This is a genomic window from Arthrobacter zhangbolii, assembly GCF_022869865.1.
Taxonomy (GTDB): domain Bacteria; phylum Actinomycetota; class Actinomycetes; order Actinomycetales; family Micrococcaceae; genus Arthrobacter_B; species Arthrobacter_B zhangbolii.
The window spans coordinates 3096646-3112695 of sequence record NZ_CP094984.1 but is presented as its reverse complement, the minus strand read 5'-3'; the positions used below and the strand labels follow the sequence as shown (position 1 = coordinate 3112695).

The 16050-nt window shown below is 66.1% G+C and carries 18 protein-coding genes; 12 read left to right on the top strand and 6 right to left on the bottom strand.

From position 1 onward, the window contains the following. The 4 genes from MUK71_RS14495 to MUK71_RS14480 all read right to left on the bottom strand — a co-directional run bounded on the left by MUK71_RS14495 (position 1) and on the right by MUK71_RS14480 (position 4529). Positions 1–1182: an ABC transporter permease gene (locus tag MUK71_RS14495; RefSeq protein ID WP_227928453.1), complete on the bottom strand. Its 1182-nt coding sequence runs from the start codon at positions 1180–1182 to the stop codon at positions 1–3. Further along, the gene (locus MUK71_RS14490; protein WP_227902773.1) at positions 1179–2060 is read right to left on the bottom strand and encodes an ABC transporter ATP-binding protein; all 882 of its coding nucleotides are present in this window, start codon (positions 2058–2060) and stop codon (positions 1179–1181) included. The genes MUK71_RS14495 and MUK71_RS14490 overlap by 4 nt, the downstream gene beginning before the upstream one ends. Positions 2061–2170: 110 nt before the next feature. Next, complete coding sequence (locus tag MUK71_RS14485; RefSeq protein ID WP_227928454.1) at positions 2171–2899, bottom strand: response regulator; 729 nt, start codon at positions 2897–2899, stop codon at positions 2171–2173. Positions 2900–3110: 211 nt separating this feature from the next. Further along, positions 3111–4529 (bottom strand): histidine kinase, encoded by a 1419-nt coding sequence (locus MUK71_RS14480; RefSeq protein WP_227928456.1) that lies wholly within the window; start codon positions 4527–4529, stop codon positions 3111–3113. A 320-nt stretch (positions 4530–4849) separates the two neighbouring features. Here MUK71_RS14480 and MUK71_RS14475 point away from each other — a divergent pair, with 320 nt between their 5' ends. Continuing rightward, complete coding sequence (locus MUK71_RS14475; protein WP_227902764.1) at positions 4850–6025, top strand: M20 metallopeptidase family protein; 1176 nt, start codon at positions 4850–4852, stop codon at positions 6023–6025. 93 nt (positions 6026–6118) lie between these two features. Next, entirely contained in the window at positions 6119–6583 is a 465-nt protein-coding gene (locus tag MUK71_RS14470) for a DoxX family protein (protein ID WP_227928458.1), read from the top strand. Here the strand turns inward: MUK71_RS14470 and MUK71_RS14465 are convergent. Continuing rightward, positions 6580–7053, bottom strand: a complete 474-nt coding sequence (locus tag MUK71_RS14465; protein ID WP_227902761.1) for a hypothetical protein — start codon at positions 7051–7053, stop codon at positions 6580–6582. The two genes, MUK71_RS14470 and MUK71_RS14465, sit on opposite strands and share 4 nt — an antisense overlap. 233 nt (positions 7054–7286) lie before the next feature. On the opposite strand from MUK71_RS14465, the gene MUK71_RS14460 reads away from it, so the two are divergent. The 7 genes from MUK71_RS14460 (at position 7287) to MUK71_RS14430 (ending at position 13523) form a co-directional block, all read left to right on the top strand. Then, entirely contained in the window at positions 7287–8003 is a 717-nt protein-coding gene (locus MUK71_RS14460; RefSeq protein WP_227928459.1) for an Rv1352/Rv1906c domain-containing protein, read from the top strand. Continuing rightward, positions 8003–8629: a hypothetical protein gene (locus MUK71_RS14455; protein WP_227928461.1), complete on the top strand. Its 627-nt coding sequence runs from the start codon at positions 8003–8005 to the stop codon at positions 8627–8629. The genes MUK71_RS14460 and MUK71_RS14455 overlap by 1 nt, the downstream gene beginning before the upstream one ends. A 526-nt stretch (positions 8630–9155) precedes the next feature. Beyond that, positions 9156–9797, top strand: coding sequence for an ABC transporter permease (locus tag MUK71_RS14450; protein ID WP_227902756.1), 642 nt, complete (start codon positions 9156–9158; stop codon positions 9795–9797). Next, positions 9790–11055 (top strand): ATP-binding cassette domain-containing protein, encoded by a 1266-nt coding sequence (locus MUK71_RS14445; RefSeq protein WP_227928462.1) that lies wholly within the window; start codon positions 9790–9792, stop codon positions 11053–11055. Before MUK71_RS14450 ends, MUK71_RS14445 begins: the two co-directional genes overlap by 8 nt. Positions 11056–11060: 5 nt before the next feature. Beyond that, positions 11061–11831 (top strand): ABC transporter permease, encoded by a 771-nt coding sequence (locus tag MUK71_RS14440; protein ID WP_423723737.1) that lies wholly within the window; start codon positions 11061–11063, stop codon positions 11829–11831. Continuing rightward, the gene (locus MUK71_RS14435) at positions 11831–12829 is read left to right on the top strand and encodes a glycine betaine ABC transporter substrate-binding protein (protein ID WP_227928464.1); all 999 of its coding nucleotides are present in this window, start codon (positions 11831–11833) and stop codon (positions 12827–12829) included. Before MUK71_RS14440 ends, MUK71_RS14435 begins: the two co-directional genes overlap by 1 nt. A gap of 10 nt (positions 12830–12839) precedes the next feature. Then, positions 12840–13523, top strand: a complete 684-nt coding sequence (locus tag MUK71_RS14430; RefSeq protein ID WP_227902750.1) for a DUF6308 family protein — start codon at positions 12840–12842, stop codon at positions 13521–13523. Between the two features lie 14 nt (positions 13524–13537). Here the strand turns inward: MUK71_RS14430 and MUK71_RS14425 are convergent, their stop codons facing one another. Beyond that, entirely contained in the window at positions 13538–13834 is a 297-nt protein-coding gene (locus tag MUK71_RS14425) for an EthD family reductase (protein WP_227928466.1), read from the bottom strand. Between the two features lie 149 nt (positions 13835–13983). On the opposite strand from MUK71_RS14425, the gene MUK71_RS14420 reads away from it, so the two are divergent. The 3 genes from MUK71_RS14420 (at position 13984) to MUK71_RS14410 (ending at position 16041) form a co-directional block, all read left to right on the top strand. Continuing rightward, positions 13984–14529, top strand: coding sequence for a thioesterase family protein (locus MUK71_RS14420; protein ID WP_227928467.1), 546 nt, complete (start codon positions 13984–13986; stop codon positions 14527–14529). 91 nt (positions 14530–14620) lie between these two features. After that, positions 14621–15208, top strand: a complete 588-nt coding sequence (locus tag MUK71_RS14415) for a dihydrofolate reductase family protein (RefSeq protein ID WP_227928468.1) — start codon at positions 14621–14623, stop codon at positions 15206–15208. A 68-nt stretch (positions 15209–15276) separates the two neighbouring features. After that, positions 15277–16041, top strand: a complete 765-nt coding sequence (locus tag MUK71_RS14410) for an IclR family transcriptional regulator (protein ID WP_227928470.1) — start codon at positions 15277–15279, stop codon at positions 16039–16041. The last annotated feature ends 9 nt before the right edge of the window (positions 16042–16050 follow it).

Below are 16050 nucleotides of genomic sequence, written 5' to 3'. Positions count from 1 at the left end.
CTACTGCTCCAGCTTCATGGCCTTGCGCAGCGTCAGCGAACCGCCGCTCTGCATCACTGCCCGGCGGTAGATCCGCTCGCCGAAGCGCAGCAGGCCGTAGGCGGCGGCCAGGGCAATAACCAGGGACACCAGGGTCTGCCAGAGCGGCACGTCGCCGTTGAGCATCCGCACCGGCATGGCCACGGAGGAGACCACCGGAACAAAGGACGCGGCGACCAGCAGCTGGCCCTTGGCGAACAGCCCGGCGAACAGGGCCACGATGATCACGGTGAGCACGGGGGCCGAGCTGTTGTTCAGGTCCTCGCTGCGGCTGGCCATGGAACCGATCATGGCCCAGGCAGAGGCGAGGATCAGGAACCCGGCCAGGAAGAAGACCAGGAACCAGCCCGACGCCGGCACAATGGCCCCCACGGTTTCCGCGGTCCCGGTGAGGTTCAGGGCCAGCAGGGCGGCACCGGCATAGAGGGCCAGCTGGACCATGGCCAGGATGGTGTTGCCGGCGACCTTGCCGTACAGCAGCTGGCGGATGGGAATGGCGGTAGCCAGGATTTCCACCACCCGGTTCTGCTTTTCCTCCAGCACGGAGGTGGCAATGGCCATGCCAAACACAATTGCTGCCATGTAGAACAGGAACGCGAAGACAAAGCCGACAATGGTGGCCAGCAGCTGGTTCTCCGCGCTGCCTTCCAGCAGCTGGGATTCCAGCTCGGAGCCGGCCAGCAGTTCCGCGGAGGTGGTGCCGGCGGCAGCCGCATTGCTCTCCAGGGCGTAGCTGCGCAGCGCCTCCGCCAGGCCGCCCTGCAGGCCGTTGCCGATTTCGGTGAGCCCGGTGAGGGTCCAGGTGCCGTCCTCACGCACCAGGGCGGCGTCCGCCTCATCCTCCCGGACCAGCTGCAGGGCGGCGTCGGGCGAATCCGCGGTGACGGCTTCGAAGGCGGTGTTGCCGCCGTCGGCCTGGCCTGCCTCATCCGCGAGGGCTACCACCGACTGGCCTTCGGTGCCGGTGACAGCAACGGTGTATTCCTCGCCGCGGGAACTCATAAACGCGTTGAACAGGACCGTGCCCACAATGATCAGCAGAGTGACCAGGGTGGAGATGAGGTAGCTGCGGTCCCGGGCCTTCACCATCACCTCGCGGAGGGTGACGATGGCCCAGGGGGCGGTGCTGCGTTCGGTGCTCATGCTGTGACCTCGCGGTAGATCTCGCTCAGGGACGGACGGATGGGGGAGAACTGTTCAACGCTGCCGCGGCGGAGGGCGGCGGCGAGCAGGCGCTGCCCGGCGGCGTCGTCGTCGAACTCGACGACGGCGTCCGGGCCGGCGACGTCGAGCACGCGCACGCCGGGCTCTTCACGGATCCAGCCGGCGTCGGGATGGACGGTAAGCCGGTGCCGGTTGGCGGCGCGGGCCCGCAGGTCCTCGCCGGTGCCGGAAGCAATCATCCGGCCCTGCTGCAGGACCACCAGGTTGTCGCAGAGCCGGTCCACCAGGTCCAGCTGGTGGCTGGAGAAGAGCACCGGCACGCCCTGCGCGGTGTAGTCCCGCAGCAGTTCCACCATGGAATCCACGGCCACCGGGTCCAGGCCGGAGAACGGTTCATCCAGGATCAGGGCGGTGGGCCGGTGCATCAGGGACGCGATGATCTGCACTCGCTGCTGGTTGCCCAGGGACAGGGATTCGAGTTTGTCCTTGGCCCGGTCCGCCAGGGTGAACCGTTCCAGCATGTCCTTGGCCGCACTGCGCGCATCATTCTGGCTCATGCCGTGCAGCTGGCCCAGGTAAACCAGCTGGTCCAGGATGGGCTGCTTGGGATACAGGCCGCGTTCTTCGGGCATGTACCCGAAACGTGAGCGCATCTTCGCGGTCAGCGGCACGTCATCCATCAGGACTTCGCCGTCACTGGGGGTGAGCACCCCCATGATCATTCGCATGGTGGTGGTTTTGCCGGCACCGTTGGCGCCCACGAACCCGGTCATTTTGCCGGAGGGGACGTCGAAGCTGACGTTGTCCACGGCGGTTTTGTCGCCGAACCGCCGGGTGAGGCTGCGTACCTGCAGCATGGTGGCCGCTCCTTTTCCCGGCAGGCCGGGCTCAATGGGGAATCGTTTCCATTAAGCCTAGTCAGGGCACCGCAGCGGAGGATCAGCCGTCCGGGGGAGAGCCGTGCGGGTTAGTCCGCGGCGGGTTTGTCCCCCGCGAGGATGAGCCCGGATTCGTAAGCGAAGACCACGGCCTGTACCCGGTCCCGGACCTGGATCTTGGCGAGCAGGTTGGACACATGCGTTTTGACGGTTGCCTCGGCTACGAACATGCCGGCGGCAATCTCGGCGTTGCTGCGCCCGGCGGCCACATTTACCAGGACCTCGCGTTCGCGGGAGGTCAGGGAATCGAGGAGTTTCTGCGTCTCCCTGGCGGCCGGGGACGGGACGGGCGACGCCGGCCCGGCGGCATCCGCCGCGGCGGTTTCGTCCCGCTGCTGGCTGGCGAAACGTTCAATGACACGCACCGTCATCTCCGGCGCCAGCAGGGCATGCCCGCAGGCCACGGCGTGCACCGCAGCCACCAGGTCATCCGGGTCCGCGTTTTTGAGCAGGAAACCGCTGGCACCTGCACGCAGGGCGTCAAAGAGGTAGTCATCGCGCTCAAAGGTGGTCAGGATGATGACCTTGGCGGTCCCTGCCGCCACCACCTGTTCCGTAGCGCGGATCCCGTCCAGAACCGGCATCTGCACGTCCATCAGGATGACGTCCACCGGATTCGCGGCGGCAAACTCCACGGCGTCGCGGCCGTTGGCCACTTGGCCCACCACCTCGATTTCCTCCTCGACGGAGAGCATCATGGCGAAGCCGGCCCGCACCAGTGCCTGGTCATCTGCCAGCAGGACACGGATCGGTTCCATCTGTTTATCCTCCCTTTCCACGGGATTACCCCCCCCCACAGCGCGGACCATGCCTGCACAGACCGCGTACCACCACGGTAGCGGCACGGGCGGCCGTACCCGGGGAGGACCGGCGGCCGGGGCGGGGATGTGACAGGACTGTGTCATACGCGCCGGGTCATACGTGCCGGGTTCTCAGCGTTGTGTCCCCAGCCCCCGTCCTCCGCGCCGGTCAGGACAGCGGAAAGCGGACCCGGACGCGCCAGCCGCCGCCTTCCCGCGGACCGATCTCAGTGTGGCCACGGTGCAGGGCCGCCCGTTCCCGGATCCCGCGGATCCCGAACCCGGAGCCGGCGGTACTGCCGCTGCGCGGACGGCCGTCATCCACGGTTTCCACCTCCACCCATTTAGCGGCACCGGTGGAACTGGTCGCCCCGGTGGAGCCGGTGCGCAGGGCCACGACGGCGGCTGACGCCGTGGAGTGCCGGCGGACGTTGGCCAGGGATTCCTGCACCGTGCGGTAAATGGACAGCGCCAGCGGCGCCGGGATGCGGTCCAGGGCACCGGGCTCCTCCTCGGAGCGGTGGTAGGCCACCCGCAGGCCCAGCTGTTCGTGTTCGGCCACCAGGGCGGGCAGATCGGCGAGGCCGGGTTCCGGGGTGCGCCGCGCACCGCCGTCGGACTCCGCCGCCGGCTGGTCCTCGGCGCGCAGAACCCCCAGCAGTGCGCGCATTTCGGCCACCGCTTCACGGGAGGACGCTTCAATGGTCTGCAGGGCACCGGCCGCGGCATCGGGTTTTTTCTCGAGCACACGGCGTGCGGCACCGGCCTGCACACCGATGACGGCGATATGGTGCGCCACGACGTCGTGCAGTTCACGGGCGATGCGCAGCCGTTCATCCAGCACCGCCTGGCGTGCCAGCTCCGCGGATTGGGCCTCCAGCTGGGCGGATTGCTTCACCAGCAGCTCGCGCTGGTGCGCGCTGCGCCAGGAACTCATGCCGAACATGATCGCCCCGCCGAAGTAGGCCCCGTTGATGGCGAGGTTGTAGATGGCCAGCGACGTGAGCGGGGGCAGGAAGCCCCGGTAGGTCTCATCGCCTTCGTTTAGCCGTTCGAGCATGCCGTCATAGGAAGAGGAGACGGTGAAGGACAGCAGTACCCACAACGCCATCACGGCTATGACCACCACGGTGCCGAGCCAGAGGATCCTGCGGTCACGGGCCCACGCCACGGCGGTGTAGAGGGAGGCAAAGTAGGCGGCCTGGAACGCTGCCTGCCCGGCAATGCTGGGCACCAGCAGGGACAGGGACAGGAACGCGGCGCTGCTGACGAGCATCACCAGGACGGGGTAGCGGCGCCGCACCACCAGCGGCAGGATCATCAGTGCCAGCGCGGCGTGCTGCGCCCAGATGGGGCGGGTTTCACCGGCTGCGGCGCCGATCCCGCGGCTGATTTCCAGAATGACGGCAGCCACCAGGAGCAGGATCAGCGTGCCGATCACGTCATTGCGCTGCTGCTCCTCAGTGGGGCCCGGGCGTTCCCAGTCCTCGCCGGTTCGCCAGGGCAGCAGGGGCCGACGGCGCGGGCGGTCTGAGCCGCGGTGCCCGGCCTCCGGGCCGGCTGTCTCGAAGGCCAAAGTCTCCATCATGCTGACCAGTCTAGGATCCGGGCCGGTGCCGCAGGCTCCGTCGCAGGGATGAACGTCGCCGGTCCGCCGCAGGGATGAACGTCGCGGGCTTGGGGCCCGCCGGTCGGCAGCATTTCCCATCCAGTGGTGCTGGTGGGGCGAGTGGTTCCCCCAGGGGGACATCAGTACCACTCGATGGGATTGGCCGCTGGATTACCGTCCGGGACGGTAGCGGACCGTCTCGAAGGCTGTGCCTGCGGGAAAGGAGTGATTTACTGCGTAAGTAACGGCAGCCGGAGACCCCGGAGCCGGGCATCAGCGCGGATGACAGGACTAGAAGCATGTTTGTAGAAGAAGCACAGGCGATCCTCCCGGAGCTCGTGGCGCTGCGGCGGTCCCTGCACCGCGAACCGGAGACCGGCCTGGACCTGCCCCTGACGCAGGCGAAGGTCCTGGCAGCGTTGGAGGGCCTTGACCTGGAGATCACGCTGGGAGTGAAGTCCACCTCGGTGATTGCCGTGCTGCGGGGTGCAGAGCCCGGACCGGTGGTGCTGCTGCGCGGGGATATGGATGCCCTGCCTGTCGCCGAGCTGACCGACCTGGACTATGCCTCCGGCAATGGCAATATGCACGCCTGCGGCCATGACCTGCACGTCGCCGGCCTGGTGGGTGCCGCCCGGCTCCTGTGCGCGCAGCAGGAAGACCTTTCCGGCAGCGTCATCTTTATGTTCCAGCCCGGGGAGGAAGGCCATGACGGGGCCAGCCTGATGATTGATGAAGGAGTGCTCGACGCCGCCGGTGAACGTCCCGTCGCGGCCTACGGGATCCACGTCCGGCCCGGCCCGCTGGGTGTTTTCCGGACCAAGCCCGGCACTTTGATGGCCGGAGCAAACGAACTGCGCATCACGGTGAAGGGATCCGGCGGGCACAGCTCCCAGCCGCAGACCGCCGTTGACCCGGTGCCCGCGCTGACCGAGATTGCCACCGCACTGCAGACCATGGCCACCCGGCGGTTCTCCGCCTTTGACCCGATCGTGCTGACCGTTACCCAGCTCTCCGCCGGCGAAGCCATCAACGTCATCCCGGACACCGCGCGGCTGGGCGCCTCCGTGCGGACCCTCTCGGAGGAATCCCTGGACCGGGTCATTGTGGAGTCCAAGGCGCTCGCCGAAGGCATCGCCACCGCCCACGGCTGCAGCGTCGACGTGGACTTCACCATCCGGTATCCGGTCACCACCAATGACGCCGGGCGGACCAGCGAAGCCATGATCGGGCTGCGGGAGATCTTCGGCGAGGACCGGGTGATTGAATCACGGGACCCGCTGATGGGCTCGGAGGACTTTTCCCTCATCCTGAACGAAGTACCCGGCACCTTCCTCTTCCTGGGCGCCACCCCGCCGGAGGTCAATCCCGTGACCGCGGCCTGGAACCACTCGCCGCGGGTGGTATTCGACGATTCGGTGCTGGGGGACCAGGCCGCGGCACTGGCGCAGCTGGCCTATAACCGGCTGACCTAGGCCGGCACATGGCGTGATCTGTGCCGGGCTTCCGGCATGCGCGAGGGGCCGGGTGCGGGTGTGGGGCCGCGCAGCGGATGCTAGCGTCGGGGCATGTCTGCACTTTCCAAGCTTCGTGCCGTTGCTGTCCGCCCTGCCCCGCCGACGTCGAAACCCCGGCGGGCCGGCGCCGTCGCCCTCGGTGCGTTCCTGGCTTTTGCCGGGACCTCGCACCTGACCTTTGCCCGGCAGGAATTCCAGGCCCAGGTTCCGGACTGGGTGCCGTTGGACGAGGACGCCGTGGTGCTGCTCTCCGGCGTCGCCGAACTCAGCCTCGGGGCCGAACTGATCCTGCTGCGCAAACGCCGGGTACCTGTGGGACTGGCTGCTGCCGCGTTCTTTATTGCCATTTTCCCGGGCAACATCTCCCAATACGTCACGCATACTGACGCCTTCGGGCTGGACTCGGACCGCGCGCGGCTGGTCCGGCTCTTCTTCCAGCCGCTGCTGGTTATCTGGGCGATGTGGTCCACCGGTGCCTGGAAGGCGCTGCGGGGCCAGGAAGGCCGCCGGCGCTAACGCCTGGCGGCGTCTTTTTCCTTCCGGCGTTTCTCCCGGCGGCGTTGGCGCCGGGCACGGCGTCGTTGATCCTCGCGTTCCTCGCGCTCAAACTGGGCGGCTTCCCACTCCCGGTACCACTGCGGCAGCAGCACGGGCCGGAGGAATTTCGGCAGGAAATACTGGTGCATCATGGCGATCGGCAAGCCAATGGACCATGAAAGCACGGCAATCACCCGGACGAGGGTTTCCGGCATGCCCACCAGGCCCAGGCTGATCGCCGCCAGGGCCCCGGTGAACATCAACCCTCCCCAAAAGCAAACGAATCCCAGACGGGAGTGCTTGGCGGTGGAGCCTGTCGCCACCCTCAGCGCAAGCCATGACGTATAGCGTCCGGTGTAGGCCCGGATGCCCATCACGAGGGACACAGGCCCAAGAACCACAAGGCCGACGCCGAAGACGATGTAGGCGATCGGCGGCGGGGAGTCCATGGACAGACACTCTAGGGGACGCCGGGGACATATCCGGGGATAATCACGGGCAGTATGGAGCCTTGCGGCGGCCCTTTCGGCCTGGCTGGCTGCGCGTGGAGGACCTGCCGTGACCATCGTCACTGTGTATGGTGTGCACCACGGAGCGGCCGGTGCCGACAGTAATGGAGGACGGCACCTAAGGTGCCTGAGCGGATCCCGCTTTGTGGCCTTTCCCAGAAATGAACAGCACCATGCAAGAACGCAGCCCCGACCAGATCCCTTCACCTGCGATGCCGCCGCCGCCCGCTCCGCCCGCCTCGGATACCCCCGTCAGCGAGGCCGGCAAGGAAGCCAAGGCGGGCAAGCGCCGCAAAGCGGCAAAGGCGGCGAAGCAGGTCGGCCCCGATGCCCCAGGCGCACGGAAAGGCAAGCGGATCTGGCTGGCAGTGGCCGGCGTCGTGCTGCTGGCAGGCGGTGCCGTGGGCGGTCATTTCCTGACCGATCCGACCCGGAGCGACGAATACGCGGCGCTGAGTGAGGAGTCCGCACAGCGCCAGGCCCAGCTGGAGAAGTCCCAGAGCGACTACAACGCAATGAAGACGGACTACAACAAGCTCTCCGCCGGGATCTATGACCGGGAGAAGAAGGTCGGCGAGCGGGAGGACGCAGTTGCCGCCGCGGAAACCGCAGTGAAGGCGCGTGAAACGGCCGTGACCTCCGCCGAAGCCAAAAAGGCCGCCAACACCATCACCGACGGGACCTGGACGGTGGGTAAGTCCATCAGTGCCGGCACCTACACCACGACGACGGACGTTGGGTCCAGCTGTTACTGGGGCATTTACCGCAGCGGTTCGAACGGCGACGACATCATCGAAAACGACATTCCCGGCGGCGGCCGGCCGTCAGTGACAATCTCGGAGGGCCAGGACTTCAAGTCCAGCCGCTGCGGCAAATGGGAGAAGCAGTAATGCAGGAAAACAATATGACGCCGGACCCGCAGACCCCTGCACCAGCCAACGCCGACAGTGGCAGTGCGGTACCGCCTCCTCCCGCCGCCGGCGGCATGGCAGTACCGCCGCCTCCGCGCGCCGAACCGCTGAACTCTTCCTCCGCACAGACGGCACCGTACAGGCCGGAACCCTACCGGACAGCGCCCGAACCGGTATCCCACCGGCGGAACTATGCCCTGTTCGCTGGTGCTGGACTCGTGGTGGGCCTGGGTGCGGGGCTCCTGTTCGCCCAGATCGATCTCTCATCTGAGCCGGAGCCATCGATGGCCCTGACCGAGGCTGTACGCGGCTGCGGCCTAACCGACCAGGCCGGTATCGAGCTGGGGGATGAAGGCCAGAGCCTGACCATGGACACCGAAGGCTACGACGATTACCTCGGCGGCGATGAAGCGGATGATGCCCAGGTCGACTGTGTCCTGCGTGCATTGGACATACCCGATGCAGTGGACAGCCGATTGGGCAACACCCGGGCCATGGACGGCCGGCAAAGCGCCGAATGGGGAGAATTCTCTGCCTCGTGGAGCTACCACCCCGACAGTGGAACCAACGTGGTCATCGAGATCGTGAAGCCCCGCGAAGACTAGCTGCAGGGCCGCCCCAAAGGGTTCAGCGAGCACGCGACTGCGTAGCGCGAAGGCGTCCCGGAACCGCGCAAGGGATGGTTCGTCGTGCCACCGGTGGTGCCGGACGTCAGCACAGCGGTTTCGCTCCGGTTTGTGTGTTTCCCTGCCAGTTTGGGAAATCCCTCCGCCGCGCAGTGGCTGTTATTTCCCAAACCGGTCGATTTTTGCAGACTGGGTAAACCCGCCTGTGCTGTGGCGCTATGAACCGGGCGGAGCGCGTCGGAAAGCATGGAGTCCGACCCAGTGGTGCTGCACCCACACCGGCCCCACCCGGACTCATGAACCTGAAGCCGCGGCAAACGCCCGGACCGGAAACCAAGGTAAACCCGCTGTACAAGCACGGGGTTGTTCCGGTTCCGGGCCGATCAGCGCTTAATGGGAAGAAGCAACTGGAAAAAGCAGCGGCCCGGCCGTTGCACGGCAACCGTTCAGCAGGACCGGAACGGAGCCCAGGGTACTTTCCTAGCCAGAGCGAAGAGGTCTTGATGTGTGGGAATTCGTGGCGGACCGGTATCAGCAGATCCTCTTCGCCGGATGGCAGCACTTCAGCCTGGTGGTGCAGTGCCTGATCCTGGCCACCGTCATTGCCGTGCTCATCGGGGCCTTGGTCTACCGTAATAAGACCCTTACCGGTGTGGCCAACGCCGTCTCGGCCGTAGGCCTGACACTGCCGTCCTTTGCCCTGATCGGCCTGCTGATAGCTCCGGTCGGATTCGGGGCCACACCGGCGGTGATTGTGGTGGCGTTCTACGCGACGCTTCCGATCCTCCGCAATGCGGTGGTGGGCCTGTCCGGGATTTCACCCGCCGTCGTGGAATCCGCACGCGGAATCGGCATGAGCCGGCTGCGTACCCTGCTGCGGATTGAACTGCCCCTGGCCTGGCCGGTCATTCTGGCCGGGGTGCGGGTTTCTGCACAAATGGTCATGGGCATTGCCGCCATCGCGGCCTATGCCCTGGGCCCCGGCCTGGGCGGATTCATCTTCTCGGGCCTGTCCCGGCTGGGCGGTGCCAACTCCCTCCAATCGGTGGTGGTCGGCGTCGTCGGCGTAATCCTGCTGGCTCTGATCCTGGACCTGCTCCTGGTCGGCCTCGGCCGGCTCACAACCCCGCGAGGTATCCGTGTCTGAGACTGAAATCCCCTCAAACGGCGGTAGGGCCGCCGGTGCCGGCATCCTGCTCGAAGATGTCACTAAGCGATTCCCGGGGCAGGAGAAACCGGCTGTCGGCGGACTGACCATGGAGATCCCGCAAGGCAGCATTGTCATGCTGGTCGGTCCTTCGGGCTGCGGGAAGACCACCACGCTGAAAATGATCAACCGGCTCATCGAACCCACCAGCGGCCGGATCATCCTCAATGGCGAAGACGTCACCGGAATCGACGGCGACCAGCTGCGCCGCGGCATTGGCTACGTGATCCAGGCAGGCGGGCTGTTTCCGCATATGACCGTGGCCGCGAACATCGCCGTGGTTCCGAAAATGCTGAACTGGGACAAGGAACGTATCCGGTCACGGGTGGACGAACTGCTGGAACTGGTGTCCCTGGACCCGGCGTTGTACCGGGACCGGTATCCCAAGGAGCTGTCCGGCGGACAGCAGCAGCGGGTGGGTGTGGCCCGTGCCCTGGCGGCCGACCCGCCGGTGCTGCTGATGGATGAACCGTTCGGCGCCGTGGACCCGATCACCCGCCAGCGGCTGCAGGACGAACTCCTGCATATCCAGTCCGAGCTGCACAAGACGATTGTCTGCGTCACCCATGACTTCGACGAGGCGGTGAAGCTGGGCGACTGGATCGCCATCTTTGACGAGGGCGCCCAGCTGGTGCAGTACGACTCCCCGGAACGCATCCTGGCCAGTCCGGCCAACGAATTTGTGGAGAACTTCATCGGCTCCGGTGCCGGGCTGAAGCAGCTGACCCTGACCCGCGTCAACGAAGTGGATCTGGTGATGCCCGTGACGGCATCTGTCGGGGACCTCACCAGCGACACCCTCTCGCGCCTGCAGGGAGCCGGCGAACAGAATGCTGTGGTGCTCGATGAACGCGGCCGGCCCATCCAATGGCTTTCCCGCCGCCAGCTCAGCCGCCTGGACCGGCACACCGACGCCGTTGATCCGCGGCTTCCGGTGATCGGTAACCAGGCAACTTTGAACGACGCCCTGGACACCATGCTGGTTTCCAGCACCGGCGCGGCACTGGTCACCGGGCCGCGCGAGAGTTTCCTGGGCATGGTGACAGTCCAGACCGTGATGGAGGCCATCACTGCAGCGAACGACGCCGCGCAGCAGGGGTCATCGAGTGCGCCGGTGGGCATCAACAGCGGCATGATCCAGCGTGCCGGGGACCCGGTCCCCGTCCAGGACGTCGCCGGCACCGGAGCACCGCAGTGAGCGCGGTGGCTTCGCAGGCGGCGGCCCAGACCCAGGCACAGGATGGTGCCGCGCCGGCGTCGTGGCGTCCGCTGATCCTGCAGCTGGCAGGAATCGCGGTGGCCTTTGCACTGCTGACGCTGTGGCTGAGCACGGCGGAGCTGAGTGCCTCCGAGCGCACCACTCTGGCCCCGGCGGCCCTCTGGGACTACACCGTGCAGCATCTGCTCCTCACCGGCGTTGCCGCGGTGATTGTGCTGGTGATTGCCATCCCGCTGGGCGTGGTCCTGACACGCGGGCGGCTGCACCGGATCACCGGGCCCGTGATGGCCGTGGCCAATATAGGGCAGGCGGCACCGGCGATCGGGCTGCTGGTACTGCTGGCCTTCTGGCTCGGATTCGGATTCCGGGCCGCAGTCACTGCGCTGGTGGTGTATGCCCTGTTACCCGTTATGCGGAACACCATGGTGGGGCTGCAGCAGGTGGACCCGCGCATCGTAGAAGCCGGCCGCGGCGTGGGAATGAGCTCGACTGGCGTGCTGTTCAGACTTGAGCTTCCGCTGGCCGTGCCGATCATGCTCTCCGGGGTGCGGACCGCACTGGTGCTGCTGGTAGGCACCGCCACCCTGGCGACCTTCGTCAACGGCGGCGGGCTGGGCATCCTCATCACCACCGGAGTGAACCTGAACCTCACCACCGTGTTGGTGGCCGGTGCCGTGCTGGTGGCCCTGCTCGCCCTGATCGTGGATTGGATCGGGCGCGTTGTGGAACACATGGCCCGGCCGAAAGGACTCTGATGAAGACGCGGTCAACGGCCCGTTTACGGTTCGCAGCAGCAGGTGCCGCCTTCGGCCTGCTGCTCACCGGATGCGGCCTGCAGCCGGCAGATTCCTACGTTCCGGACGCCGAACCCGGGTTGATCCAGCCGCTCGAAGGCCTGCCTGATGACGCGAAACTTACCGTCACGGGGAAGAACTTCACCGAACAGCTGATCCTGGGCAAAATCTCCGTGCTGGCCACCAGGGCCGCCGGGTTCGAGGTCACCGACCTGACCAACATTCCCGGCAGCCAACCGGCCCGCGAATTGATGGTTTCCGGGCAGGCGGCTGTGACGTGGGAGTACACCGGCACCGGTTGGATTGCGTACCTGGGGATGACCGAAGGCATAGCGGACAAACAGGAGCAGTGGCAGGCGGTACACGATGCGGATCTGGCCAACGGTCTGACGTGGGGGGCACCCGCGCCCATGAACAACACCTATGCGTTTGCCATCCGCAATGAGGCCGCGGAGGAACTGGGGGTGGAGAGCATTTCAGACATTGCCGCCCTGCCGGTGGAGGAACGCACGTTCTGCCTGGAGGCGGAATTCAACTCCCGACCCGACGGCATGAACCCGATGCTGGAACGCTACGGCCTCCCCCGCGGCTCACCTGAGGGTGTCCCGGAGGGCAACATCGGCATTTACGACACCGGCGCCGTGTATTCGGCCACCGATACCGGCGAATGCAACTTCGGCGAGGTCTTTGCCACGGACGGGCGGATCGACTCACTGGGGCTGACCATCCTGGAGGATGATCTGGCGTATTTCCCCGCCTACAACGCCGCACCGGTCTTCAACACGAAAGCACTGGAGGAATATCCGGAACTCGAAGCCGTTTTCGCCCAGATCGCACCGTTGCTGACGGACGAGGAACTGAGGAAAATGAACCTGGCAGTGGACGTGAACGGCGAGGAGCCGGCCGACGTCGCCTATGACTGGATGGTTTTGAAGGGCCTGATTACCGCTCCCGAGTGAGGTGGACACCGTGGACCTGCCAGCAATCCTGGATGCCAAGCACATCGACGACGCCGCGGACCTCCTGCACCGCTACTACCGGCAGAAACTCACCTCCGGGCATGTGCGGACCGGCGCGCGGTTCGATACGTGGGCCGGCGGAGGGGACGCACCGGGTGTCGCGAACCGCATCACCGCCGATGACCTGGTGGCCCTTGCCCTGCTGGGTGAGGAAATTACCGGTCCGGCGGTGGTAGGCCTGCTCGAAACCAAGGCAGCCCAGATAGGTGAGCTGCTGGAACTCATCCCGGCGGACCTTGCCATGGAGGATGTCACTCCCGTGGAGTACTTCCACGTGCTGGGCAAGGAAAGCCCGGCCTGGCTGCTCTGGGATCTTTTCCGCGGTTACAAGGGCGGGCAGTGGAAGACGGGGGCCGGCAAGGCCAGCAAGCTGCTGGCACGGAAGCGGCCCAAACTCATCCCGATCTGGGATGCGACGGTGGCGAGAAGCGCCGGTCTGGGCACGTCACTCACGCAGTGGGAGGAATGGCATTCCCTGCTGACCATGGATGACAGGGACCTGGCCCGCCGGCTCGCAGCCGTTCAAAGCCGCGCGGACCTGCCCGCCCCGGTCTCCACCCTGCGGGTCATGGATGTCATCCTGTGGATGGACGGCCGCCGGCGCGGGTACAAGCATGTGGCCGGGGAGGACTGACAGTGCCCGCGCAGCTAGCGCCGGTAGGTGAAAACGGTCACCCCGCCGCTGGCGAAGTTGGGGATGTCGGCGTTGGCCAGCTGGCCCTCGGCGGTGGTCATGGCCTCCTGCATGGCGGGCTCGTCGTCGAAATCCGCCTCGAACAGGGCGAAGTAGGGTGCCGTACCCTCCGGTGCAGTGAGCCGGTGCGAGTGTCGGAAGCCGCGGATGCCGGGAATGTTCCGGGCCAGCGGCAGGTGCACGGTGGTGAAGTGCGTCCGAAACGCATCGTGATCCAGCGGGTGCCCGTACAGGACAACAAGGGTATGCATGCCGGGCAGGCTAGCGCGGCCGACGACGGCGGGACAGAGTGGTGTGGGAACTCACGGAAGGGCGGGTGCCTGGCAGCGGCGGCGACGCGGGAAGGAAAAGAAACCGCGCCGTCTACCGGACTAAGTTACTGAGCGGTAATATAGCGGCCATGCACCTGATTCTGCGCACCATCCTGATCCTCTTCCGCGCCCGCCGCCGCCCCAAGCTGGGGTTCTTTGAGTCCTCCTCCGTGCCCATGCGGGTGCTGGTCACGGACATTGACGTGGCGATGCACCTGAACAACGGCATGTACCTCTCGCTGATGGACCTGGGCCGGTTCGACCTGCTGGTGCGCAGCGGCATGTGGGATCTGATGAAAAAGCACAAGTGGAGCCCGGTGGTGAACAACGAGACCATCAGCTTCCGCAAGTCGCTGCAGCTGCATCAGCGCTACACCATCGAATCCAGGATTGTCGGTTTTGATGACCGGGCGATCTACCTGGAGCAGCGGATGGTCGCCGACGGCGAGATTTACGCCAGCGCGCATATTGGCTGCAGGTTCCTCTCGAAGAACGGCCCGCTGTCCAACGAGGAGATCTTCAAGAAGGTGGGCGCGGTTCCGCCGTCGGACCTTGTTCTCCCTGAATGGATCAAGGAATGGCGCGCCAGTGTGGCCCTGCCGAGCACCCGCCGTCCTGCTCCCCACATCTGGTAGGACGACGGCGGCGCCCAGGCTGCCCGCCGACCGTTGACACCCGCTCCCCCCGGGCCGACGCTGGAACGAGGGCGAGGAACAGGGGTGTCCGGTGAAACTGACTGTCAATACTTTCCTGACGCTGGACGGCGTGATGCAGGGCCCGGGCAGCGTCGATGAGGACACCTCCGGCGGATTTACCCACGGCGGCTGGATGATTCCGCACATGGACGCCGAGGTTGCCCGCATAGGCGGGGAGTGGTTCGGCCACGGGGATGCCCTGCTTTTGGGTCGGAACACCTACGAGATGTTGTGGCCATTCTGGGAAGCGGACACCGATCCGTTTGATTTCGTGGCCACCCACCTCAACCACATGCCCAAGTACCTGGTCTCCTCCACGCTGGAGAACCCGGGCTGGCACAACACCCGCGTGATCCGCGGCGACGTGATGCACAAAGTGGAGGAGATCAAGTCCCACGGCATGGGCGAAATCCAGGTGCACGGAAGCTACCAATTGGCCCGCTCCCTGTATGAGGCCGGCCTGGTGGACGGTTACCGGCTGATGGTGCTGCCGGTAACCGTGGGTGAGGGCAAGCGGCTGTTCAGCAGCCCGGCCGATTTGGGCGGATACACCCTGACCCAAAAGGAAACCACCGAGTCCGGTGCGCTGGCGGTCACCCTGATGCGCAAGGGGACATAGCTCCCTCAGAGCGAGAACGCTTTTCCGCGATGCGATAAACTCCGGGGAGAGTATCGGGAGGGTCAACTATGGCTGAACGAGCCGCCGGATCCGGCGTGCAGTCGGTGGAACGTGTCTTTGAACTGCTGGAACTGATTGCCGATGCGGGCGGTGCAGTGACGCTGAGCGAACTGTCCGCGTCCGCCAGTCTGCCCCTTCCCACCATTCACCGGTTGCTGCGCACCCTCGTGGCACTGGGCTACGCCCGGCAGCTGCCCAACCGGCGCTACGCCCTGGGCCCGAAGCTGATCAGGTTGGGCGAAGGGGCAAACCAGCAGCTGGGCTCGGTGGCCCTGCCGCATCTGAAGGCACTGGTGGACGAGCTGGGCGAGACCGCCAACATGGCGGTGCTCGACGCCGACATGGTGGTTTACATTGCGCAGGTCCCGTCACAGCACTCCATGCGGATGTTCACTGAAGTGGGGCGCCGCGCACACACCCATGACACCGGCGTCGGCAAGGCCATCCTGGCGCAGCTGCCCGATGCGAAGGTGCGCAGCATGGTGGAGCGGGCCGGCATGCCTACCCCTACCGTTTACAGCCTGGGCAGCACCGAAGCGCTGCTGGCGGACCTGGCACGCATCCGGGAGCGCGGCTATTCCATCGACGAGCAGGAGCAGGAACTCGGCGTGCGGTGCTTCGCGATGGCGGTGCCGAACGCACCCACACCTGCCGCTGTTTCCGTCTCCGGTCCTGTGTCGCGCGTGGATGAAGGGTTTGCCGGCCGTGCCATCCCCGCCCTGCGCAGAGCGGCGGAACGCATCTCCGCAGAGCTGAACCTCGCCGCACGCTAGGCATCACAT